The sequence below is a fragment of the Aeoliella sp. genome (assembly GCF_965227375.1).
Lineage (GTDB): Bacteria > Planctomycetota > Planctomycetia > Pirellulales > Lacipirellulaceae > Aeoliella.
In genome coordinates, this window is the sequence record NZ_CBDDFX010000002.1 from 4,275,705 (window position 1) to 4,297,323 (window position 21,619).

The 21,619-nt window shown below is 59.8% G+C and carries 19 protein-coding genes; 13 read left to right on the plus strand and 6 right to left on the minus strand.

Annotation, left to right across the window (positions count from 1 at the left end):
- Positions 1-33: 33 nt before the first annotated feature.
- From ACQK2L_RS29680 to ACQK2L_RS29695, 4 genes are all read right to left on the minus strand, one after another.
- Positions 34-264 (minus strand): hypothetical protein, encoded by a 231-nt coding sequence (locus ACQK2L_RS29680; RefSeq protein WP_425400676.1) that lies wholly within the window; start codon positions 262-264, stop codon positions 34-36.
- A gap of 232 nt (positions 265-496) precedes the next feature.
- Complete coding sequence (locus tag ACQK2L_RS29685; RefSeq protein ID WP_425400677.1) at positions 497-1,855, minus strand: Gfo/Idh/MocA family protein; 1,359 nt, start codon at positions 1,853-1,855, stop codon at positions 497-499.
- Between the two features lie 101 nt (positions 1,856-1,956).
- A complete protein-coding gene (locus ACQK2L_RS29690; RefSeq protein WP_425400678.1) occupies positions 1,957-2,703 on the minus strand; it encodes a 4'-phosphopantetheinyl transferase family protein in 747 nt (248 codons plus the stop codon).
- Positions 2,700-3,482, minus strand: a complete 783-nt coding sequence (locus ACQK2L_RS29695) for a thioesterase II family protein (RefSeq protein WP_425400679.1) — start codon at positions 3,480-3,482, stop codon at positions 2,700-2,702. Before ACQK2L_RS29695 ends, ACQK2L_RS29690 begins: the two co-directional genes overlap by 4 nt.
- 573 nt (positions 3,483-4,055) lie before the next feature.
- On the opposite strand from ACQK2L_RS29695, the gene ACQK2L_RS29700 reads away from it, so the two are divergent.
- From ACQK2L_RS29700 to dnaB, 12 genes are all read left to right on the plus strand, one after another.
- Positions 4,056-6,269 (plus strand): AMP-binding protein, encoded by a 2,214-nt coding sequence (locus tag ACQK2L_RS29700; protein ID WP_425400680.1) that lies wholly within the window; start codon positions 4,056-4,058, stop codon positions 6,267-6,269.
- A 180-nt stretch (positions 6,270-6,449) separates the two neighbouring features.
- Positions 6,450-7,400 carry a ribose-phosphate diphosphokinase gene (locus tag ACQK2L_RS29705; protein ID WP_425400681.1) on the plus strand — a complete coding sequence of 317 codons (951 nt, stop codon included), beginning with the start codon at positions 6,450-6,452 and terminating at the stop codon, positions 7,398-7,400.
- 423 nt (positions 7,401-7,823) lie between these two features.
- The gene (locus tag ACQK2L_RS29710; protein ID WP_425400682.1) at positions 7,824-8,336 is read left to right on the plus strand and encodes an RNA polymerase sigma factor; all 513 of its coding nucleotides are present in this window, start codon (positions 7,824-7,826) and stop codon (positions 8,334-8,336) included.
- Positions 8,329-8,892, plus strand: a complete 564-nt coding sequence (locus ACQK2L_RS29715; RefSeq protein WP_425400683.1) for a hypothetical protein — start codon at positions 8,329-8,331, stop codon at positions 8,890-8,892. The genes ACQK2L_RS29710 and ACQK2L_RS29715 overlap by 8 nt, the downstream gene beginning before the upstream one ends.
- Entirely contained in the window at positions 8,889-9,827 is a 939-nt protein-coding gene (locus ACQK2L_RS29720; protein WP_425400684.1) for a secretin N-terminal domain-containing protein, read from the plus strand. Before ACQK2L_RS29715 ends, ACQK2L_RS29720 begins: the two co-directional genes overlap by 4 nt.
- A 28-nt stretch (positions 9,828-9,855) precedes the next feature.
- On the plus strand, positions 9,856-10,416 hold the full coding sequence (locus ACQK2L_RS29725) for a hypothetical protein (protein ID WP_425400685.1): 561 nt from the start codon (positions 9,856-9,858) through the stop codon (positions 10,414-10,416).
- A 417-nt stretch (positions 10,417-10,833) separates the two neighbouring features.
- Positions 10,834-11,472, plus strand: coding sequence for a 50S ribosomal protein L25 (locus tag ACQK2L_RS29730; RefSeq protein ID WP_425400686.1), 639 nt, complete (start codon positions 10,834-10,836; stop codon positions 11,470-11,472).
- A gap of 61 nt (positions 11,473-11,533) precedes the next feature.
- The gene (gene pth, locus ACQK2L_RS29735; protein WP_425400687.1) at positions 11,534-12,091 is read left to right on the plus strand and encodes an aminoacyl-tRNA hydrolase; all 558 of its coding nucleotides are present in this window, start codon (positions 11,534-11,536) and stop codon (positions 12,089-12,091) included.
- 61 nt (positions 12,092-12,152) lie between these two features.
- Complete coding sequence (rpsF, locus tag ACQK2L_RS29740; RefSeq protein ID WP_425400688.1) at positions 12,153-12,548, plus strand: 30S ribosomal protein S6; 396 nt, start codon at positions 12,153-12,155, stop codon at positions 12,546-12,548.
- A gap of 127 nt (positions 12,549-12,675) precedes the next feature.
- Positions 12,676-13,128: a single-stranded DNA-binding protein gene (ssb, locus tag ACQK2L_RS29745; RefSeq protein WP_425400689.1), complete on the plus strand. Its 453-nt coding sequence runs from the start codon at positions 12,676-12,678 to the stop codon at positions 13,126-13,128.
- Between the two features lie 158 nt (positions 13,129-13,286).
- Positions 13,287-13,811, plus strand: a complete 525-nt coding sequence (gene rplI, locus ACQK2L_RS29750; RefSeq protein WP_425400690.1) for a 50S ribosomal protein L9 — start codon at positions 13,287-13,289, stop codon at positions 13,809-13,811.
- Positions 13,812-13,923: 112 nt separating this feature from the next.
- Positions 13,924-15,369 (plus strand): replicative DNA helicase, encoded by a 1,446-nt coding sequence (gene dnaB / locus ACQK2L_RS29755; protein ID WP_425400691.1) that lies wholly within the window; start codon positions 13,924-13,926, stop codon positions 15,367-15,369.
- Positions 15,370-15,389: 20 nt separating this feature from the next.
- On the opposite strand, the gene ACQK2L_RS29760 is transcribed toward dnaB, so the two are convergent.
- Positions 15,390-16,025 carry an SGNH/GDSL hydrolase family protein gene (locus ACQK2L_RS29760; RefSeq protein WP_425400692.1) on the minus strand — a complete coding sequence of 212 codons (636 nt, stop codon included), beginning with the start codon at positions 16,023-16,025 and terminating at the stop codon, positions 15,390-15,392.
- Positions 16,026-16,047: 22 nt separating this feature from the next.
- The gene (locus tag ACQK2L_RS29765; protein WP_425400693.1) at positions 16,048-18,102 is read right to left on the minus strand and encodes a PEP/pyruvate-binding domain-containing protein; all 2,055 of its coding nucleotides are present in this window, start codon (positions 18,100-18,102) and stop codon (positions 16,048-16,050) included.
- 360 nt (positions 18,103-18,462) lie between these two features.
- On the opposite strand from ACQK2L_RS29765, the gene ACQK2L_RS29770 reads away from it, so the two are divergent.
- Positions 18,463-21,618, plus strand: a complete 3,156-nt coding sequence (locus tag ACQK2L_RS29770; protein WP_425400694.1) for a BamA/TamA family outer membrane protein — start codon at positions 18,463-18,465, stop codon at positions 21,616-21,618.
- Position 21,619: the final 1 nt, after the last annotated feature.

The window sequence follows — 21,619 nt, forward strand, 5'->3', positions numbered from 1 at the left end:
TTTTTTTGCTGTTCTACTTCCGCAGGGCACGCACTAGATGCCGAACATCTGCGTGTAGGCCGCAGCGTTGTTCACGCGACCACGATAGTACTGGTACTCGTACCCTGGCAGAGCGTAGTCGTAGGATCGCGAGTAACGCGGCGCGTACGACCGGTAGGCCGGGTAGCTGTTGCGGTAGCAGCGAGGTCCTCTGGCGGAGGCCGACTCGGCTGCAGTGAAGTGGATGGCCACACCCATGGCGGCGATGAGCATCAAACGTAACATGACAAACTCCTGGAGGCGGGAACCTAGGGAAGAGAAGCTGCAAGAGTGGACTGGGCCGATACCGAAAACGAATAGGCCTGACTTCAGATTAGTTAGGGGCACTCACAGCCGCAATAAATTGATGACCGCCAACGTTCTGTTAACCGCAACTTGGCAACCAGTTTTGCCCTTTTGCATTTGGTTGTACCAGTTGTATCAAGTGCACACCAACCACTAGCGGCGCGGCTAAAAGCTACCCCGCTTGTGCAGTTTGTCCCGCGTCCTCCGCGTTGATTCGTGGGATCTCAAAACCCGGTCGTTGCTTTCGCGCGAAGAACGTTGCCGCTTGATCGTCGCCGGTAATCTGCTCGGCTTTCGGGTCCCAGTTGATCTTGCGATTCAGTCGCGCGGCGATGGACGACAAGTGGCAGATGTTCATCGCCTGGACGTGGCTGAACACGTCGGACACCGGTTGGCCTCCTTCGCGAATGCAGCGGAAGAAGTTGTCCTTGTGACCTTCGAAAGGCTTGCCCTTATAGAGCTCTTCAACGGCCGCGTCGGTGAACTCTGCTTCGTCCCAATTCTCCTCGATCGGCTTGCCGGTAATCTTGCCGCGATTGACAAACATGCGTCCCTTGGTGCCTTCGAACAGGATGCCATTCTCACCACGACTGGTGACGTGCAGTGTGGTGCCGTTGTCGTACTTGCAGACCACATCGAAATCGTGCGAAGTGTTGTACTCGTTGTCGACCGTGGGATAGCCATTCTCGAACGGCACCGGGTGTTTGGCGTCGGTGCCGTCGATCTCCACCGGGCCCATGCCCTCGCCCTGCTGATCGAGGGCCCAAGTAGCAATGTCGACGTGGTGAGCGCCCCAGTCGGTAAACTTGCCGCCCGAGTACTCGTACCACCAGCGGAATTCGTAGTGGCACCGCTTCTCCATGTAGTCAGTAAGCGGCGCCTGGCCAAGCCACATGTACCAGTCGAGATCCGCCGGGGGCATCACGGCCTTGAAAGGGCCACCAGTGGGGCTGCCGTTGATGCAAGCAGTGACCTTTTCGATGTCGCCCAACAGGCCCTTCTGCACCATGTTCACCGCTCGCAGGAATAAGTTCCGCTGGCTCCGCTGCTGCGTGCCGACCGTGAACACCAAATCGGGGTACTTCTTGCAGGCGTTACGAATCAGTTGGTTCTCTTCCAGCGTCAACGTTAGCGGCTTCTGGCAAAAAACGTGCTTGCCGGCCTGCAACGCTTCGATGGCAATCTTCACGTGCCAGTGATCCGTGGTCACGATGCTCACCACGTCGATGTCGTCGCGGTCGAGCACCCGGCGATAGTCTTCGTAAGTGTCGGCCTTGCCTTTGCCAATGTTGTCATCCTTCTTGGCGCGGCGGCAGTGGTTCATGTCGACGTCGCACACCGCGACGATGTCGCCGAAGTGATTATGCTGCCGGGCGTCGCCGGTGCCCATGCTGCCCACACCAATGCAACCAATGTTCGGCCGGTCGTTCTTCGAGTCGTTAGCAAACGCCTTCGGGCTCCACGCGAAGTATGGAACAGCGGACGCAGCGGCAGCAGAAGTAGCCAAGAACTGGCGGCGGGAAGTCGGCATGGTGGGGTTCGCCTGAGGAAGGATTCGGTGGGAGGGACAACGAAACCTTGAGTATATCGCGGCGACGCAGGAAACTCAAAAAGAATGTCGGGGACGCTTCCCTAGCCAGCACAACTCGCCAAAGCAAAGCACCGCACCTCGATGGGGCGATCCTGCGAGGCAATGGCTCCATAGCAGTTGTTCGCAACCGTTAAATCGGCAAGCCAACCGATATTCAGGTTTGTCTCCCACTGCGGGGGCAACTCGATTCGGCAGAAGTCGCACGAAACGGAAGCCACGTCGAGTAGGCGAACCGACGCACCAAGTCCTAGCCCCGTTAGTTTGACGATCGCTTCCTTACGAGTCCAGATTTGCAGGAAGTACCCCAAAGCTACATCATCCGGCAGACCTCTCAGATCAGCCAACTCATTGTCGGTGAAATATTTCTCAGCCAAGCGTCGCAGGTCGGTGATGCTTCGAGTGAACTCGATATCGATACCGACTGGCTGGCGCCCGACAACCAGGACGACTTCGTCGCCCGAGTGCGATATGTTGAATTCCAACGCCCGATCGGGAAGGAACGGCTTACCCTTCGGCGCGCGCTCGAACTCGAGTTCATCCGGCTGGCAATCCAGGTAACCAGCCAGCACTTGCCGCAACCCGCCATGGGCAGCCAGGAAGCGCCGGCTAAGCTCTGGTGTTACGAATCGCTGATGCTGTTGTTGCTCGACCGGGTCGAGTTGAGCAAGCCATGCGTCTTGGGCGCCACCGACCTCCCATCGCCACACATGCAACTGATCGGCCGCGTCGGGCGGCGGCACGCTGCCGGCGGCAACTGGCTTCGCATGGCACAAGGAGAGGTCGATCATGCCGTACCTTCACTCGCAGGAAGCTGATCGCAAATCAGCGACAACGGTGCAGGGCGGGCGGCCCCGGCTGCCGCTTCGCGGCGCGGCGCCGGATGCAAGAAGAAGTGCCCGCCGGGAAACAGCCGCATTTGGAAGCTCCCGCCGGTGAAGTTGCGCCACTCGTTCAATCGATGAGGACTCACCCCGCCATCGTCCGTGCCGCCGAGCGCCAAGATATCGATCGGCAGCGGCGTTGTGGGTTGGTAGTCGTACGACTCGATCATCTGAATGTCGGCGCGCAGCGCCGGCAGCACCATGGCCAACAGTTCGGGGCTCTGACGCACGAGGTCGGGTATTCCGTCGTAACGTGTGGCCACGGCATCGACGAACGCATCGTCGTCCAGTTGGCCAATGGGCGACTTCGATCGTCCGCCCCGCGGCGCACCACAAGCAGCCACGATCAACTTGCTAGGAACGTGCGAAGTGTCCAGCAGGCGCTTCGTCACTTCTAGTGCTACGTAACCACCCAGGCTATGCCCGACGAACAACGATGGTAGCGGTGCGAGCGACGCTACCGCTTCGGCCGCATCGTCGGCCAGTTGGGCAAGATCCGCGTAGGGTGTCTCGCCCAAGCGATCTTCGCGACCTGGCAACCGCAGCGGCACGAGCGCTACGTCGTTGGGCAGGTAACGCGACCATCGATAGAAAGCCGCTGCACCGCCGCCCGCGTGGGGAAAACAAAAAAGCCGCCGCTGGGCGTCGCTTGGCAGGGTGGTCGGCAGTAGCGGGTGGCGTGTCACGCGAGACTTGGCTTCCGATTGAACCTGAAGAACACACCCGCCGCTGTAACACCCCGCGACTTTCTCCGTACGAGGGGAAACTTCGGAACTCCGAGCACCTCGCCGGACCAACGCCGCGTCGTAGGACTTCCCGCGGCATGTAACCTTAGCGCCGACAAACAGTTGCGCTAGTTTCGCCACAAATCATGGCGCGGCGGGAAACCAGGAGGACTGCGCTGCATGTTGCGGTTGTATGCTTTTTGCGAGGGCCTTACGTCCCTTGTTTTTTATACCTAAAATGGTCGTCTTGCCAGGGCTTGCTCTCCCACCACTGGGAGATGCCCAATCCCTGCGCGGCAAGGACTCGGGGAGGGTCGGATCGCATCGAGGGCGCATAGTACTGCGGGCCGATCGGTCTGAAGGGGCGAAGCTACCCAGCTTGGCATCCGAAGTTCCAATATACCGATACCGATTACAGTGCACTTTCGACTTTGCTTGCCAATCCCACCTAATAGTGCATTCGAAATCCGAATGCATCCAGCTTAAGATAGTGATGGTGTCGCCAATCACGGCGACCCCCTCCCGAAACAACCTATGGCCTCCGTCATCCTGCAACGCGCTCGTACGCTCGACACGATGGTCGACCTGCTCCGCCAACAAGCGGCAAGGTTCGGCGATCGCACGGCCTACGTCTACCTCGACGAACAGAATGGCGAGCAGCCCATCAGCTTTCGGGAACTCGACCAGCGGGCCAAAGCGATTGCCGCTAACCTGGTTGCCGAGGTCGAGCCCGGCGAACGCGTGCTGCTGGTTTACCCGGCGGGCCTGGAGTTCATCTCCGCGTTCTTCGGTTGCCTGTACGCCGGAGTGGTTGCCGTGCCGGCCACCTACCCGAAGCCTCGTCGCCCGTTGCCGCGGATGGCGAGCATCGCTCGCGACAGCAACGCCCGAGTTGCGTTGACCACTCGACAGACGCTCGACACGGTCGATATGTCGCAGCAGGACGAAGTGGTAGCCGCTATGCACTGGCTGGCCACCGACGAAGTGCCAAGCAGCGACGCCCAAAGTTGGACGCGGCCCGACATCGACGCCGAACAATTGGCATTCCTGCAATACACGTCTGGCTCCACCAGCGACCCCAAGGGTGTGATGGTCAGCCACGGCAACCTGTTGGCCAACCTCGAAGCCATTCGTCAGTCGTTCGGCATCGAGGTCGACTACTCCAGCCGCGAGAAGATCGCCACCGGCGTATTCTGGCTGCCCGCCTACCACGACATGGGCTTGATCGGCGGCATCCTCACACCGCTGTACGTCGGTGGTCGCAGCGTACTGATGGCGCCGGCCGCGTTCCTGCAGAAGCCGATGCGGTGGCTCGAAGCGATCGACAAGTACGAAGCCACCATCAGCGGCGCGCCGAACTTTGCCTACGAATACTGCGTCAAGCGAACCACGGCCGAAGATCGGGCGAAGCTCGACTTCTCCAGTTGGGAGCTCGCATTCTGCGGTGCCGAGCCCATTCGCGCCGAAACGGTTCGCCAGTTCACCGAGGCGTTCGCCGCCAGCCGGTTCCGGCCCGACGCGTTCTACCCTTGCTACGGGCTGGCCGAAAACACCCTGCTGGCCGCTGGCCGCGAACACCGTCGCGCCCCCACCATCCTGCGAGTCGACCGCGCGGCATTGGCCGAGGGCAAAGTGCAATTGGCCGTGAACGGCAGTTGCGAAAACGTACAAGAACTGGTGGGCTGCGGCACCGCGCCCGCCGAACACCGCGTCGAGATCCTGCACCCGCTCACCGGTCAGATGTGCCCCGAAGACGTCGTGGGCGAGATCGTGTTGCAAGGTCCCAGCGTGGCGAAGGGGTATTTCGGCCGCGCCGAAGAGATCAACCGCAACTTCCATTCCCGCGTCTGCGGCATCGAAGGCGAGTTTCTCAGCACCGGCGACCTGGGCTTCTTCCACCGCGGCGAGTTATTCGTCACTGGGCGGTTGAAGGACGTGATCATCATTCGCGGCCGCAATCACTATCCGCAGGACATCGAAGCCACGGCCGAGTCGGCCCATTCGGCGTTGATGCCCGGCGCTGCGTTCAGTGTGAGCGTGGACGACGAAGAGAAGCTGGTGGTCGTCAACCAGATCGACCGTCAACTCGACAAGAGCGAACATGCAAACGTGATTAGCGCCATCCGCCAAGCGGTGGCCGAGGGGCATGAACTGGATGTGCACGCAGTGGTGCTCATCCGTCAGTCGTCGCTGCCGGTAACGTCCAGCGGCAAAGTTCAACGGTCGCTCACGCGCGACCAATACATGGAGGACAAGTTACGTGTCGTTCACCAATGGAAAGCCCCTGTCCGCCCCGCCTCGCCCGGCGGACAAAAACGTGCAGAGCAAAACGGGCAAGCTCCTCGCAGCAATCAGCTCACTGGCGACGTCTTTGGTGTCGAGCAAACAGCCGAGAGGATCGAGGCCTGGCTGGAAGAGTGGCTGGTAGACCGCGTGGGCCTCGACCCGGCCGACATTCATCGCGACAAGCCCTTCGCCGAGTTCGGCGTCGACTCGCTGACGGCCGTGGAACTGAGCCACGAACTGGAAGAAGAATTCGGCGTACCGCTACCACCGATCGTCGCCTGGAACTACCCCACGCCGGCCGCCCTCTCGCGGTACCTGGCCGAACAGTCGATCGGTAAAGACGAGCCTGTCGCCGCGGTGGAAGAAGAACCGGAAGCGGCCGACGAAGACCTCGAAGCCCTGCTCTCGGAGATCGAAGGCATGAGCGACGAGGAAGCCCAGCGAATGCTGGACGGGGAATAGCGCACAAGGCGAGCTGGAAGCGCGAGCGCCCGGAGTTGCCTGAAGTGCCGATTGTCTCTTCGCGGCGTCTATCATTCCCCACGCATTCCTGGCAAAATAAAGTGCCCCGAGGGCGTGGCGGTGCGTCCCTCGTTCGTCTGTTTGCCAACCTGCGGTGGACCATCCCTGGGCGCACTCTCGATGCAAGACATCAAACTATTTAGCGGTTCTGCCAACCCTGATCTCAGCAAGCAAATTGCCGACTACCTGGGCGTGCCGCTGGGGAAAGTCTCCCTCGGCCGGTTTCCCGACGGCGAGATCTCCTGCAAGATCGATGAGGACATTCGCGGCCGCGATATCTTCCTCATCCAGCCGACCTGCCCGCCGGTGAACGAAAACCTGATGGAGCTGTTGATCATGATCGACAGCTGCCTGCGGGCAAGTGCCGAACGGATCACCGCGGTCATCCCCTACTACGGCTACGCCCGGCAGGATCGCAAAGACGAAGGCCGCGTGCCGATCACCGCCAAGCTGGTGGCGAACCTCATCACCCGCGCCGGGGCCGATCGGGTGCTGACCATGGACCTGCACGCCGCGCAGATTCAGGGCTTCTTCGACGTGCCGGTCGACCACCTGTACGCCGCGCCGGTATTGAACCAGCACTTCCTGCAATCGGGCATCGATCTCGACGAAATTGTGATCGTCAGCCCCGACGAAGGAAGCATCAAACGCGCGCTAGGTCACTCGAAACGTCTTGGCGGTGAAGTAGCAATCATCGACAAGCGCCGCACCGGTCCCGAAACCACCGTGCAGGCCAACTTGCTGGGCGGAGCGGTCGATGGCAAAGTGGCCCTGATGTTCGACGACATGATCTCCACCGCCGGCTCGATCAGCGGCGCCGCGCACGTGCTGCACGAGTTCGGCGCGAAGGAAATTCATGTCGGCGTCTCCCACGCAGTGTTCTGCGGCCCAGCCCTCGATCGGCTGCACCACGCCAACCTGACGAGCCTGGTCTGCACCAACTCGATCCCCCTGGGCCCGGAAGTCCGCCAACGACTACCACAACTTGTAACGCTACCGGTCGACCAACTAGTGGGCGACGCGATCAAGGCGATTCACCGGAATGAGTCGGTGAGTAAGTTGTTTCGGTAGAGTGGCTTACCCTTCTCAAACAATCTGTGGCCCTAGCCGGCCCGCCACGCTGTATGCGGAGGGAAGCCACTGGAAGCTCGGGTATTTATTTGAAATGAGGTCTGCCAGGGAACTCCACGCTGGGAGTTTTCGAGCCCTACTTCAACCCGTCTCAACTGTCCGGCGGGAGTTCCCGCCGTCTTTTTGATGACACCGCAGCAATAAACTCTTTCGGCACCGCCTTTGGTGCTCACGGAAACATAGCAACCGACTTCAGTCAGAAGAACGCAAGCCGCTTCCTGGGCAACATCTCGTTTTTCCCGAATCTGGGAGTTTTCGCAAATTGGCCCAATTTCTGTTTAACCCTTCGGCGGGTCGATCGTTGTATGATTGAGCTCAAGTGAATCGACAACATCTATTTAGCGATTTGTGGCAGCGCATCGGATGGTAATCGACCAGGACGATCTTGCACATGCATACCGATTCGCCTTGAGCCTTTGCCGCAACAGTTGGTTGGCCGACGATCTGGCTCAGGAGGCGATCCTCCGAGCTGTAAGCACCAAACAGCAATTCACCAACCGCACCGAATTGAGGAAATGGCTATTTCGCGTCACGCTGAACCTATGGATCGACTCGACACGCAAATCCTCGGCTTACACCAACCGTCCGCTGGCGTTGCGAGACTTGGTGGACGGAAGCCAGAGGTTCGACCACAAGGCCGAGGTGGCCGAAGAGCTCACAGCCCTATTTGCCGAGATGCAGCGACTGCCGTTAAAACAACGACAAGTGCTTCACTTGCGAGTGATCGAAGGGATGAGCGTGAAAGACGTAGCCGAAATATTCGACATGACCGACGGCGCCGTTAAGACCAACCTATCGCTCGCACGCAAGAAGCTTCGCGAGAGCACGGCCATCGCACACCTACAACACAGCCCGCGACGACAAGAGAATGAATAACTGCTGTTCGCACATCGACGACTTTCTTGATGGTGACCTGTCGGAGGAAGAAAGAGCCGAGTGGCTTGCTCTGGCTCACGACTGCGCGTGCTGCCAAGAGATACTGGAGCAACATCGCCAGGTTGATTCGCTACTCAGCACCGCGTGGAGCCTGGTAGAGGGGCCCGCTCTACGTTCACATAACGCGGAATGCCCACTTGGGCAATGGCGACTGATTCGCGTCGCGGGTATCGCGGTGGCGGTGGCTGCGTGTGTAGCCATCGCCGATTTCGTCGCCTACCGCCCTCCTGCCCCGCAGCAGAGGAGTAGTTCGGCCAACGCACAGGATTCAGTCGTCCCTGCCGCTCCAGAATCTGTAGATGCCGCGTCTCCAGAAGTGCAGCAAAATGCTCCCCTAACTGAACCAACAACCGTGGTAACGTCGTCGACGGGACTGGTGGTTCCGCTTGCCAACGAGCCTGGCTTCACCATCGTCCGTTATGTGTCTCCCCACCTTCCTGGTGGCGATCTGCGCGCTGATGAAGCATCCGATTTCGACAAAGGAGAGATTCAGTGAACCGCCTATTTCTGATACCGATTTTGAGTCTGGTCATGGCTTGCTCGGCCCTGGCTCAGATGGAAGCAAAACCAGCGAAGGAAGACTCCTACGAAATAAAAATCTTCGAGTTGCAGAATCTACCCGCTTCCGAGGCCCAACAACTGCTGTCCGCGGTCGTGGGAAAGCAGCCCGGCGAGAGTATCGCGGTCGACGCCAGACGTAACTCTGTTATCGCCAGGGGCCCGCTCGACCGACTGCAAGTGATTGAAGCCCTTTTGCTCAAGCTCGATACCCCCTCCGAGCAACCTCAGGCGACACTGACGGTCTATCCGCTTCGTTACATCGCAGCGGAAAAGCTCTTGAAGATGGTAGATGCCCTACTCAGTAATTCGAGCAGGGTCGGGACTCTGCGACTTGGGATCGACGAGAGCTCTAACGCGATCATCGCTGTCGCTACTCCAGACGAGCACAAAGTGCTGCAATCGATCATCGAGCACGTAGACAAAGAGAACGATGAAGGCAGTGCGGGGTCCGCGCAATCGATTCGACTCGAAGTCTTTTGGATTGCGGAGGGAGAAGAAGCGAGTAAAGTTCCAGCAGAGATCGCACAAATCATCAGCGATCAGAACGAGCTGCTAGGCATTTCCAATCCGAAAGTTCTTGCGAGCGCGACGGTCGCCGCCTATTTAAGTGAAGGCTCCACGAACGGCCCCATTGTGCTGGAGGGCATAAAGACTTCTGACGGAAGGCAACTCGACTGCGTCGCAAATATTGACTACTTGGGAGAGCAGGCGTTCAAGTTTGGTCTGCGACTGACCGCCTACGCCAAAACGAAAACCTCGATAGAAACTACTATTCGGGCGAAGTTAGGTCATCCCGTGTTCATGGCCTCGACAACAACAGGAGACGACTCCGACAAACCAACTGTCTTCGTCCTAAGGATTACAGAATAACAAGTTCACTGTTGATAGTGAGAATAGAATGAAATGCCATGTACTTCCTGTAATACTGCTCGGCTTAGCGTGTGGTGTCACTGCTCGGGTTGGTGCCCAAGTAAGAGAGATCGCCCCAGACGACACGTTCGCCAATCGCATTCACGAAGTTGAGCATGTTGGACTGAGTACGGACGACAAATTGGGTGGTTACATCCTGTATTTGTACACACCGCCACAGTTCAAGGAGAATCTCGCCTCACTTGCCACCTATCGCCAGGAGTGGGACGCCTTCGTGCATCAATTAAGATTACTTGACGAAAGGCGACGGGCCGCCACTTCTGCCGACATAAGCAGCACACTCGTTGAAGAGCGGAAAAAGGTGTTCTCTGCCCGACCTAATTCCCGCTTTGCCGCGAAGGAGACCCTCTACACTGTGTCGCACCAGGGTGCAGACTATCTGGAGCTTCGCAAGGCTGAGAATCCGAAGGAATCAGTATTGATCCCGTTATGGAAGATCAGCAAGGTAGTCAGCAAAGACTCTGACACTAAGGAAGACAGCGAAAAACGACAACTTGATGATCGAAGGCCAGCGGACAGATCGTCCTGAGAAACGACCAGCGAGAGCATCTTCTCGCCAATCCGCTGAGCCAACTTCAAAGTGCCGCAACTGCGGCGAGCTTGTTATCGGCCTACGTTCGCCCCCCTTCGCGTCTTTGCGGCTCTGCGTGAGAAATCCCTCTGACACCTCGCGGAGCTCGACCCCAGCCACCCTTGGCCCCTGGCCACACGACCTTGCCCACCGGTTTTCCGGCCTCGGGCACTCCGGTAGCACCACCCAGCCTCTGCGATGGCCGAATCTTCCCTAATCCTCCCAAAATGACCCGAAATTCCCGCCCGCGGCCGCTTGCAATCTCGGCGAAAACTCGCAAAATGAGGGATTCTGCCAATTCAATTCGGGCGGACCCTCTGGGCGGCGATCGCTGCTGGCCCCGGAATTGGGTCGCCCGCTTGTGAGAACGCCAAGATGTCCGAAACACTGACCGTCAAGAAACGAGACAAAGTAGGCACTCGGGCGAGCGACCGCCTTCGCGCCGAAGGCCTGTGCCCCGCTGTGCTGTACGGCCACAACGAACCGTCGGTAAGCCTGGCGGTGCCGTACGAGCAACTGTCCACGACGCTTCGCCACGGTGCGAAGGTGGTGGACCTGGCCGGCGACGAAAAAGGCCAAGCCCTGCTGCAGGATCTGCAGTGGGACACCTTCGGCCGCTACGTGCTGCACGCCGACTTGCTGCGAGTGGCTGCCGGCGAGCGAGTAACCGTCGAAATCGGCGTTGAAGGCAAGGGCGAAGCCCCTGGCGAAGCCGAAGGCGGCGTGATGACCTGGGTGAACCACGCGGTGGAAATCGAAGTCACGCCGGCCAACATTCCTGAGAAGCTGCACATCGACCTCTCGGAGGTCCACCTCGGCGACACGGTCACTGCTTCGGCAGTGATCGACCTGCCCGAGGGAGCCACGCTCGTGACCGACCCCACGCGGGTGCTGCTGAACTGCGTCGCTCCGCAGGCTGAGGAAGAGGAAGAAACCGAAGCCGCTGCAGCCACTGGCGCCGAGCCGGAACTGGTTGGCAAGAAGGGCGACGACGAAGAAAGCTCCGACGAGTAACGAACACACCGAGGGCCATCATTTTGTGTTGGCCCTGGGATAGCTGGGACTGCTGACAACCATGAAGATGATCGTGGGGCTCGGCAACCCCGGCAAGAAATACGACGATACGAGACACAACGTAGGATTTGAGTTAATCGGCGAGCTGGCCAAACGCTGGCAAGTCGATGGGTTTCGCGACAAGCATCAGGCGCAGATGGCCGAAGCCGTTTTGGCCGGCGAAAAAGCCCTGCTGCTCGCCCCGCAGACCTTTATGAACCTGTCCGGCGTGTCGGTACGCCTGGCGGCGGACTTTTACAAGCTGCCGCTCACCGATTTGCTGGTGGTTTGCGACGATTTCAACCTTCCGCTGGGCTCGCTTCGCATGCGAACCAAGGGCTCGGCCGGCGGGCAGAACGGACTGGACAACATCATTCAGCAGCTGGGCACGCAGGAAATTGCCCGGCTGCGGATCGGCATCGGACCGGTGCCGGAGCGGTGGAGTACGGTCGATTTCGTCCTGGGAAAGTTTTCCCGCGACGAGCAGGAACTGGCCGACCAGACCATCCGCCGAGCCGCCGATGCGGTAGAATGCTGGATGGCCGAAGGACCGACCGCCGCGATGAATCAGTTCAACTGAAGACCCAACTTCACTTCATATACAACGCACGAACCTGACACCTCCCCACGGAGACGCGAAATTGCCCACGCAAGTTTACGAAGGCCTGTTCATTTTCGACTCAAACAAGTTTGCTCGCGACCAGCAAGGCTTGCCTGCCGAGGTTGAGCAAATGATTGTTGGCGCCGGCGGCGAGGTGGTCGTCAGTCGATTGTGGGAAGAACGCCGGTTGGCGTACCCGATCAAGGGTCAGCGCAAAGGCACCTACTGGCTGATCTACTTCCGCAGCCCGACCGACGCCATCACTGGCTTGAATCGCAAGTGCGAACTGCATGACGGAGTGCTGCGTCAGCTGGTGCTGAAGATTCACCCCAGCCTGGTCGAGCCGATCCTGGCCCACGCCCAGGGCACTCCCGAGGCGGAAGAAGAGCCCGCCGAGGAAGAAGCTGGCGAGCCCGTGGCCGCTGGAGCCGAATAGTCTCCGCCCCAAGCGTCGAACGGCCAGCCAGGCAAAATTGCTTGCCAGCCGGATGACGATCGGTTAGACTGCCGATCGGTTCAATTGTACACTACCCCTGATCCCATCCCCACGGACGAGGCACAGCATGGCTAGCTTCAATCGAGTGATTCTGGTCGGCAACCTGACCCGCGATCCTGAGCTGCGCTACCTTCCCAGCGGAACCGCAGTGGCCGAGATCGGCATGGCCGTGAACGAGCGGGTGAAGAAGAACGATCAGTGGGTGGACGAGGTGAACTTCTTCGACGTCACCCTGTGGGCGCGCACGGCCGAGGTGGCCAACGAGTACTTGAGCAAGGGCTCGTCGCTACTGATCGAGGGCCGTCTGAAGTACGACACGTGGGAAAAGGACGGTCAGAAGCGGTCGAAGATCAAGATCATCGGCGAGAAGATGCAAATGCTCGGCGGTGGTGGCGGAGGAGGCGGTGGCGGTGGCCGCAGCGCCCCGCAACGACAGCCGGCCGCCAGTTCCGGCGGTGGCGGCTACGACGACTACTCGCCGCCCCCCAGCATGCCACCAGACGACGAGATCCCGTTCTAGTCTCTGGTCAAGCCGAACTTTTCGTGTTGCGATGGCTAAGCTCAGTGCAGAACTTGAGACTCGCTAATCGCAACACAAAAAGATTCGTTTGACGTAAATAAACTGAGCCTGCTCCCCAGGCAACACATACAACTGAACCTGTCAGCGACCAACGAGCCATGCAAACCAAAGTCAAGCGTAAGAACAAGGGCTTCAAGCGTCTTCCCACCGGTCCTCACGGAGGCATTCAACTGCTGTTGATCCAGTCGGTTCCCGATCTGGGCAAGCAGGGCGAGGTGGTCGAAGTGAAGCGTGGCTACGCCCTGAACTACCTCATTCCCCAAGGCTTGGCGACCATTGCCACCGAGCATCATCAGCGGATGGTCGAGAAGCACAAGGTCAAGCTGCAGCAAATTGAGCTGGCGCGTCAGGCCGAGCTGCGAAACTACGCCGCCGAAATCGCCAAGCAAAGCGTTACCATCGAGGCTAACGCCACCGAAGATGGCCATCTGTACGGCAGCGTTGGCGCGCCTGAGATTGTGGCGGCTCTCAAGAAGAACGACATCAATCTCCACGCCGATCAAATTCGCCTCGAAGGCGTGCTGAAGGAACTGGGCCTCTACACCGTGAAGGTCCGCCTGTCCGCCGAGGTGGAAGGCGAGATCAAGGTGTGGGTGGTGCCAACCGTCGCCACCGACGAGTAGATTTGACGCCTCGGCCCTTTGCATCGTCCCCTCTCCCGGGCCCTTACCCAAGGTGAGGGTCCGGGAGAGGGGACTGGCTTATCGAAACAGTCGCAGGAAGGGAGTGTGCGCTGTGGCAGACGACCGTCGCAACGATTCGTACCGCAAGGACGACAAGCCGCGATCCCAGGAAGCCGATGGCCTGCTGGACCGCAAGATGCCTCAGTCGATCGAGGCCGAACGCGGCGTGCTGGGCAGCCTGCTGATCCTGCCCGAGAAGTTCGACGAAGTCGCCATGATCTTGCGTGCCGACGACTTCTACGACGACGCCCATGCGCGGATCTATCAGCGCTACGTCGAGATGCACGAAGACGGCAAGCAGATCGACCCAATGCTGCTGCTGCAGTTCCTGCGTGATTCGGGCGATCTCGATATGGTCGGTGGCTCGTCGTACATCGCGGAGCTAGGCGAGGCGGTACCCACCGCTGCTCACGCCGAGTACTACGCCAAGATCGTTCACGAAAAAGCAACGCTGCGGTCGTTGATCCACGCCAGCACCGACATTATTCGCGACTCGTACGATCCGACGATCGACCCCCGCGAGATGCTCAGTCGCGCCGAAGAGCGGGTGTTCTCCATCCTGGAAGAGAAGGGTAACACTCAGGTCGCTTCGATTCGCGAAGTGCTGCATGAAGCGCTCGAGCGGATCGACGCCCGCATGAAGAACGATCATGCGGCCGGCGGCGTCGAGACGGGCTTTCACGACTTCGACGAGATGACCGGCGGGCTGCATCCTAACGAACTCCTGATCCTGGCCGCCCGTCCTAGTATGGGCAAGACGGCGCTCGCTTTGAACATGGTCGAGCACGTATCGGTCGACTGCCAGGCGCCGACCTTGTTCGTGAGCCTCGAAATGTCGAAGCTCGAATTGGGCGACCGGCTGCTCTGCTCGCGAGCCAAGGTGAATGGACACCGCCTGCGTAACGGGCACATCAGCAAGGAAGAGAGCCAACTGCTAATTCGCACCGCCAACGAGGTGAGCACCGCGCCGCTGTACGTCGACGACACGCCCGGCCGCACGATGACCGAAATCTCGGCCGCCGCCCGCCGACTGAAACGCCGCCACGGGCTGTCGCTGATCGTGATCGACTATCTGCAGCTCATCGAGCCGGACAACTCTCGCGACCCGCGGCAGGAGCAGGTTTCAAAGATCGCCCGCCGGTTGAAGATGCTCGCTCGCGAGCTGGCGGTTCCGGTGCTCTGCTTGGCGCAGCTCAACCGTCAAGTGGAAGCGACGCGAGACAACAAGCCCGCGCTGAGCCACCTGCGTGAATCGGGAGCCATCGAGCAGGACGCCGACGTGGTAATGTTCGTGCACCGCGAGGAATACTATCAGACCAACGACGAAGACCGCGAACGCGTACGCGGCGAGGCCGACCTGTTGGTGCGCAAGCAGCGTAACGGCCCGACCGGCGACGTGAAGCTCACCTGGCTGCACGACTTCACGCGATTCACCAACGCCGCCCCGGCGCCGCACGAAGAGTTCTCTCACTACGGGGGCGGTGGCGACGAGTTTTAGTAAGTGACGACATGGGCGGGTCAACCTCCGCTGCCCAAGTCAAACATGTCGCACACAAAGTTTCTGGTGAGACTGAAGAGCAACTCATGTCCTCGGGAGTTGCAGTGCAGTCCGTCTGGTGCGAGCAAGGGATGTATCGCTTCGCCTTGAAGTTGCGCGAAGAAGTCTAGCACGCTCGCTTCGCGCTCTTTCGCGACAGTGCGTAGTACATCGCTATACAGTTCCGCGTCGCAGAGCAAGTAGTAGCTCTCGGTGCCGATATACGGTGTGGTATTCGTTTCGTCGAACGGGTAGCCCGTGATGACGACGGTCTCGGCAACGGTTTGCGCATTCGAGATCAGCTGGCGCATCGCCTCGCGATACGGATCCAACGCGACTGTATTCGGGCGGTCCGAGGAACCATCCCGCCGGCAATCGTTGAAGCCTGGGTAGACCATTATCAACTGAGGCCGACGCCTGGCGGCTTCGGGTACGATGCGATCGATCAAACTGCGAGTCTGTTCGCCCCAAATGCCCAGGTTGTAGACGCGGTGCTGGGAGTCGATCGCCTCGTACCAGAGGCGGAAGCGGTTGACGAATCCTCCGACTTCGTCATCCGCGGTTCCGTAAATGGAACTCGAACCGAAGAATGCAATTCGTCTGGGAGGCTTTCTCATATCGCAGCAACCATCACCCGTTTCACTTGCCTCCGGCTCGCTCTAGAATCCTGACCACCTGGTCGATCGCATCCACCTCCACCAAGTCGCCGTCGTGTATGACGGAGGTCGCCCGCTCGGTGCCGATGATCGTGGGGATCTTCAACTCGCGGCAGATGATGCCAGCGTGGCAGGCGACGCCGCCGTCGTCGGTCACGATGGCTCCGGCGTGTCGCAGTAGCGGCATCAGGTTCGGATTCGATTGAATCGATACGAGCACGTCCCCATCCTCCAGTTCGTAACCTTCTGGTTCGGAGGATAGCACCACCTTGGCTCGGCCCCGGTGAACTCCCGGCCAGGCTCCCATTCCTGACAGACAGTCCGGATCGTCGGTGGGAACCATTTGCCGTTGTCCGGCTTCGCGCATTAGCAAGTAACCCGTTTCCGAGACGAAGTCGACTCGCTCTTCCTCTCCCAGCATCTGGTACACGTAGCGGTAGCCTTGCTGAATGGCCTCCAGTCGACCTTCGAGCGTAGCGAGGTCAATGCTCTCTTGGTGCAATTCACGCCACGTGACTAGATGCTGCGCGCGGTCAGGCTCCGAAAACCCGAGGTCCTTGACCCAGGCTTGTGCCATCGGATTGATCAATTTGCTTGCAAACGGTGGATAGAGTGAATGCGAACGTAATTGCTCTGCCAACTCGCGAACCCGTGGGTCATCAATATGCCCAGCATCGAGCGCCATCAACGTCATGGCGGGAAAACTGGTGGTGTACTTCCCGATCTCCACGAGCCGCTCGGCAGCTTCGTCGAAGCTCGCAAAGCTCTCGCCGTGTTCTATCCTCTCGTGTTCTTGGCGATAAAATTCTACGCCACGTTCCAGAATAGCAATAAGTCGCGGACGATCTGTCTTGTCCAGCGTGCGGATGTGCTCGACGGCAGCATCAAACGCACCGGGGGAGTAGAACATGGTCGTCAGATCCGATGCATCCTCGATTGCCATGAAACGATCGAGATGAAAGTCGAACTCAGCGCCTGAGTGACGGCTATCCACCCAGTGCGAAATGATGGAAGCCTCCAGCAGCGCCAAGGGACGGCGAAAACCACGCCACCACGACTCGCTGGTATCGACAATCGCCTCGCGATACTCCTTGGCGAGCGTCGTGATCGGGCGAGCCTGCAGCACTTGGAACCGACCTTCTGCGAGCGCCCACTCCGTGTCGACGGGAAAACCATAGTGGTCTTCGATCTGGTCGAGCAACTTGGCGTACTCCAGCACTTGCGCTTCGGTCAACTTTGCTTCGGCGCCGCGCGGCCCCAGATCTCGCCACTGGGGTTCCGGCTGGTTCGGCTCCAGGAACAGTCCCTGCCGCTGATTGCCTCGAACGCTTTCGACGATCTCCTTGGCCCCGCGCTTCACCACGAACTGGTCGGGCACAATCGTACCCGAGACGATTGCCTCGCCGAGTCCGAAGCAGGCTTCGATCAATCGCAGGTCGGGCTCCTGTGTCACGGGATGGACCGAAAAGCCAATGCCTGAGACCTCGCTGGCCACCATCTGTTGAACCACCACGGCCACGCCGAACTGGTCGCCGCCATAACCATGCGCCGCGCCGTACGCCAGCGCGCGAGCGTGGTAGATGGAGAGCCAACACTGCTTCACCTGCGAGACGACCTCCGCGGGCTTTATGTCGAGAAATGTCTCGAGCTGCCCCGCCCAAGCGGTAGCGGTTCCGTCTTCGCAGGTTGCACTGGAGCGAACGGATACTCGGTCAGCGGCCAAGCTGTCTACACCCGATTGGATTGCTGAGGAGATATCCTCCGGAATCGGCGCGCCGGCCAGGAACTCGGCAATGGCTTTGGCCGCATCGGCTGGCGAGTTGCCGCCCGACTCTACCTCCGCTAGCCAACTCGCCACCCTGCCCTCGGGATCGGCAGACGCCATGAAGGCATCGAACGCAGGCCGCGTGACGACAAACCCCGCGGGCACCGGAATGCCAGCATGGACCAACTCGCCTAAGGAAGCTCCCTTGCCACCACCGACGGCTACATGGGTGCCATCGATCTCATCCAGGCGAAGCGTGTAAGTGGTGGACATCGATCGACTCTCCTTGGGGCCGAGGGCAACACGTGCATCACGTCGCAGAGCAGCCGCCATGCTACCCGGCAGGCGGCCCTCCGCACACCCACTAAGTCCGCCGGGGCAGTTTGGGCAAGGTGCGATGCAAGCAGTGACGTGCTGTGCCGCAATCACTCTCCCGGCGCGTTCGCACAAAAACTCCTGCTCGTGCCGAAAACCTTCGACGAAGCAACGAACCGCCGCACGAGCGGTATTGCCGCACACGCCGGATTTAGGTATCCCTTGCCCCCGCTGCGGAGATGGTCCTGCGCCGCAACGTGCGCGGCAGGTCCGGTGTCCCCATGCAGCAGCCGATCTCCTCTGAACGAGTCTTCTCGAATGAGCACTCCAAACGACCGAGTTTTTTCGCTCCAAACGCCTACTCAACTCCCGTCCGCTTACAAAGCGGCAAGGCAGTTGTTCATGGTGTGCGTGGCAATTTGTGGAACCGCTTTGCCTGCCGCTGGACAAGGCAGCATGAGCGCCGGCGACCTGGCTGGCAGCATTTTTGGGCGCGAGGAAAAGCCTCAGGCCGCTGGCGGTCCTTCGCTTTCCTCCACCAACGAAGTGGTGACGGATATCCGGGTCGAAGGCGCACGGACTGTCCCCAAGGTGAAAGTTCTTTCGCAAATAGACTCCCGCATTGGACGGCCCTACGACCCGAACCTCGTGCAACGCGACGTCAAGAAGCTGCTCGATTTGCCATGGTTTGTGAACGTCGAAACCTACACGCAGCACAGCGATGGCGGGCTGACCGTGATCTTCAAAGTCGTGGAACGACCCACGATTCGTATCGTGCAGTTCCTGGGTAACAAGAGCATTAAGGACACGAAGCTGCGAAAAGAGACCGGCCTGGAAGAAGGTGGAGCCTTGAGCCCCTATCAGGTGGAAGAAGGCCGCAGCCGTATTGTCCAGATGTACAAGGACAACGGATTTAACCGAGTGCAGGTGCAGATCGTCGAGGGGCTGAATTCGGACGATCAGGCCGTGGTCTACACGATCAACGAGGGTCCGCAGCAAAAAGTGTCGAAGGTGCGATTCGAAGGCAACCGATTCGCCACCGATGGCCAGTTGAAGCACAAAGTCAAAACCAAGCAGGGCATGCTGTTCGGGTTGTTCAAAGGGTACGTCGATAAGAATGGAATCGAAGCCGATCAGAGACTCTTGACCGACTACTACCGTCGGTTTGGGTTCTTTCAGGCGTCGGTCAGTCCCAAGATTGAGTGGAATGCCAGCGATACCAAGGCCACGATCCGCTGGATCATCCACGAAGGTCCGCAATCGAGTGTGCGAAACGTCTCCTTCATGGGCAATCGTTTGTTTGCCACCAAGGACCTCCAAGCAGGTTTGAAGCTCCAAGGCGCGCAAACCTTCGAGCGCGACCATCTGACGGGCGACGTCGAGTGGCTCAAGGAACTCTACGGCAGCCGAGGCTACGTGTTTGCCGACATTAACGCCGACGTCCGTTACCTGGACGAACCTGGCAAGGTCGACCTGGTCTACAGCATCGACGAAGGCAAGCAGTTCCGCGTGGGCCGTGTGTTCGTGCACATTGGTGGCGACAATCCACACACCAAAATCAGCACCGCTTTGAATCGCCTGTCGATCAAGCCGGGGGAGATTATGGATATCCGCGAAGTGCGGGCCAGCGAGCGACGCTTGCAGGCTAGCAGCCTGTTCCATACCGATGCGGCACGGAACATCTATCCGAAGATCTCCTTCCGCATCCCTGAAGTCGACAACGAAATGATCGCCACTGGCCAGCAACCGATGGTGCGTGGGCAAAGCCCGCCCGAGCCGGAGTACAACGCCGTGCCGGGCAAGCCGGGCACCTACGAGGTGGAACGACCCAACTACTCGGCTGACATCGATTCGGGCATGGATGTGCATTTGTACTTCGATCCGAATATGAAACCGATTGCTCCGCCGCAGCCGGCCGCACCGCAACCAGCGACGCAGCAACGTCAGGTTCACGAAGTGCGTAAGCCTGCGGTCGATGACTACCATGCAGCCAGCCGGCCAGTGACCAACACGGCGTACCAGCAACTGAACGTCCAGTCCGCTAGTCCCTACCAGCCCGCCCCGGCGATAACGCCCGCTTCGCTTGGAAGCGAGCCGGTGTATCGCGGGCAGAACAGCGGCAGCACCCCCGCCCAGGTCGGGTGGAGCGCCGGCAGCACCGCCACGCCACGTAGCGCTGCGGACGTGCTCTCCGGTGTCGGCGGCCAGGTGGTTCAACCGACTTCGCCAAGCAACGCGCCGGTCGTGGACCCCCGCGTGCAACAAGCTCAGTACGTGAACGAAATTCCGCCACCCGGACTGCCACCGCAAGCACTGCCGCTGCCGCCGGCCGAAGCGATCACGCCCTACCCGGCCGACCAGTTGGTCGTACCCGGCGCGAACGGCCTGCCGAGCTACACTCAACCCGAAGTCGACGTGTTCGTCGACTTGCAGGAAACCCAGACCGGCCGCTTCCTGCTCGGCGTGGGTGTTAACTCGAACGCTGGCGTGGTCGGTCAGATCATGCTCGACGAGCGTAACTTCGACTGGCGCCGTCCTCCGCGCAGTTGGCAGGACATCGCCGATGGCACCGCCTGGCGCGGTGGCGGGCAACGCTTCCGACTGGAAGCCGCCCCCGGTTCGCAAGTACAACGCTACTTGGCCAGCTTCCAGGAGCCCTTCTTCCTGGGCACCAATGTTAGCTTGAGTTTGTCCGGCTCGTACTTCGACCGACGCTACACCGACTGGGACGAACAACGCCTCGGCGGCCGCATTGGTTGGGGTTATCAATGGGTGCAGAGCGACGTGTCGACCAACTTCACCTACCGGGCGGAGAACGTCAACATTCGCAACCCTTCGAATCCCGGCGAACCTCAACTGGCCGAGGTGCTCGGCGATAACATCCTGCACGGGTTCCGGCTCGGCATCATCAACGACACCCGCGATAGCGCGTTCCTCGCCACGCAGGGTCACTACATGGAAATCTACGGCGAGCAGGTGATCGGCACGTTCGATTATCCTCGCGTCGGCTTCGACTACAAGAAGTACTTCCTCGTTCGCGAACGTGCTGACCATTCAGGCCGACACGTGGTGAGCATGGTCACTCAAGTCGACTACACCGGCAGCAACACTCCCATCTACGAGAACTTCTTCGCTGGTGGTTTCTCCACCTTGCGTGGTTTCGACTTCCGTGGTGCTTCTCCGGTATCCGGCGGCGTGGAAGTGGGTGGTGAGTTTAGCTGGATCAACTCCGTCGAGTACATGTTCCCGGTCACGGCCGACGACATGTTGCACGGCGTGGTGTTCTGCGACTTCGGTACCGTTGAGCCGAAGGTCGAGATCAACGACTTCCGTGTCTCGCCAGGCTTCGGTCTGCGAATCACCGTGCCTGCGATGGGCCCGGCGCCGATCGCGCTCGACTTCGCCTTCCCGGTTGCCAAGGCCGCCTTCGACGACACTCAGGTGTTCAGCTTCAACATCGGCTTCTTGCGGTAAG

What these genes read in the sequence shown, in the direction of transcription:
- ACQK2L_RS29770 (WP_425400694.1), top strand. Translation starts at nt 18,463, where the DNA reads ATGAGCACTCCAAACGACCGAGTTTTTTCGCTCCAAACGCCTACTCAA.
- ACQK2L_RS29725 (WP_425400685.1), top strand. Translation starts at nt 9,856, where the DNA reads ATGAAATGCCATGTACTTCCTGTAATACTGCTCGGCTTAGCGTGTGGT.
- ACQK2L_RS29715 (WP_425400683.1), top strand. Translation starts at nt 8,329, where the DNA reads ATGAATAACTGCTGTTCGCACATCGACGACTTTCTTGATGGTGACCTG.
- ACQK2L_RS29685 (WP_425400677.1), bottom strand. Translation starts at nt 1,855, where the DNA reads ATGCCGACTTCCCGCCGCCAGTTCTTGGCTACTTCTGCTGCCGCTGCG.
- ACQK2L_RS29690 (WP_425400678.1), bottom strand. Translation starts at nt 2,703, where the DNA reads ATGATCGACCTCTCCTTGTGCCATGCGAAGCCAGTTGCCGCCGGCAGC.
- ACQK2L_RS29730 (WP_425400686.1), top strand. Translation starts at nt 10,834, where the DNA reads ATGTCCGAAACACTGACCGTCAAGAAACGAGACAAAGTAGGCACTCGG.
- rplI (WP_425400690.1), top strand. Translation starts at nt 13,287, where the DNA reads ATGCAAACCAAAGTCAAGCGTAAGAACAAGGGCTTCAAGCGTCTTCCC.
- ACQK2L_RS29680 (WP_425400676.1), bottom strand. Translation starts at nt 264, where the DNA reads ATGTTACGTTTGATGCTCATCGCCGCCATGGGTGTGGCCATCCACTTC.
- pth (WP_425400687.1), top strand. Translation starts at nt 11,534, where the DNA reads ATGAAGATGATCGTGGGGCTCGGCAACCCCGGCAAGAAATACGACGAT.
- ACQK2L_RS29760 (WP_425400692.1), bottom strand. Translation starts at nt 16,025, where the DNA reads ATGAGAAAGCCTCCCAGACGAATTGCATTCTTCGGTTCGAGTTCCATT.
- ssb (WP_425400689.1), top strand. Translation starts at nt 12,676, where the DNA reads ATGGCTAGCTTCAATCGAGTGATTCTGGTCGGCAACCTGACCCGCGAT.
- ACQK2L_RS29705 (WP_425400681.1), top strand. Translation starts at nt 6,450, where the DNA reads ATGCAAGACATCAAACTATTTAGCGGTTCTGCCAACCCTGATCTCAGC.
- ACQK2L_RS29765 (WP_425400693.1), bottom strand. Translation starts at nt 18,102, where the DNA reads ATGTCCACCACTTACACGCTTCGCCTGGATGAGATCGATGGCACCCAT.
- ACQK2L_RS29710 (WP_425400682.1), top strand. Translation starts at nt 7,824, where the DNA reads ATGGTAATCGACCAGGACGATCTTGCACATGCATACCGATTCGCCTTG.
- ACQK2L_RS29700 (WP_425400680.1), top strand. Translation starts at nt 4,056, where the DNA reads ATGGCCTCCGTCATCCTGCAACGCGCTCGTACGCTCGACACGATGGTC.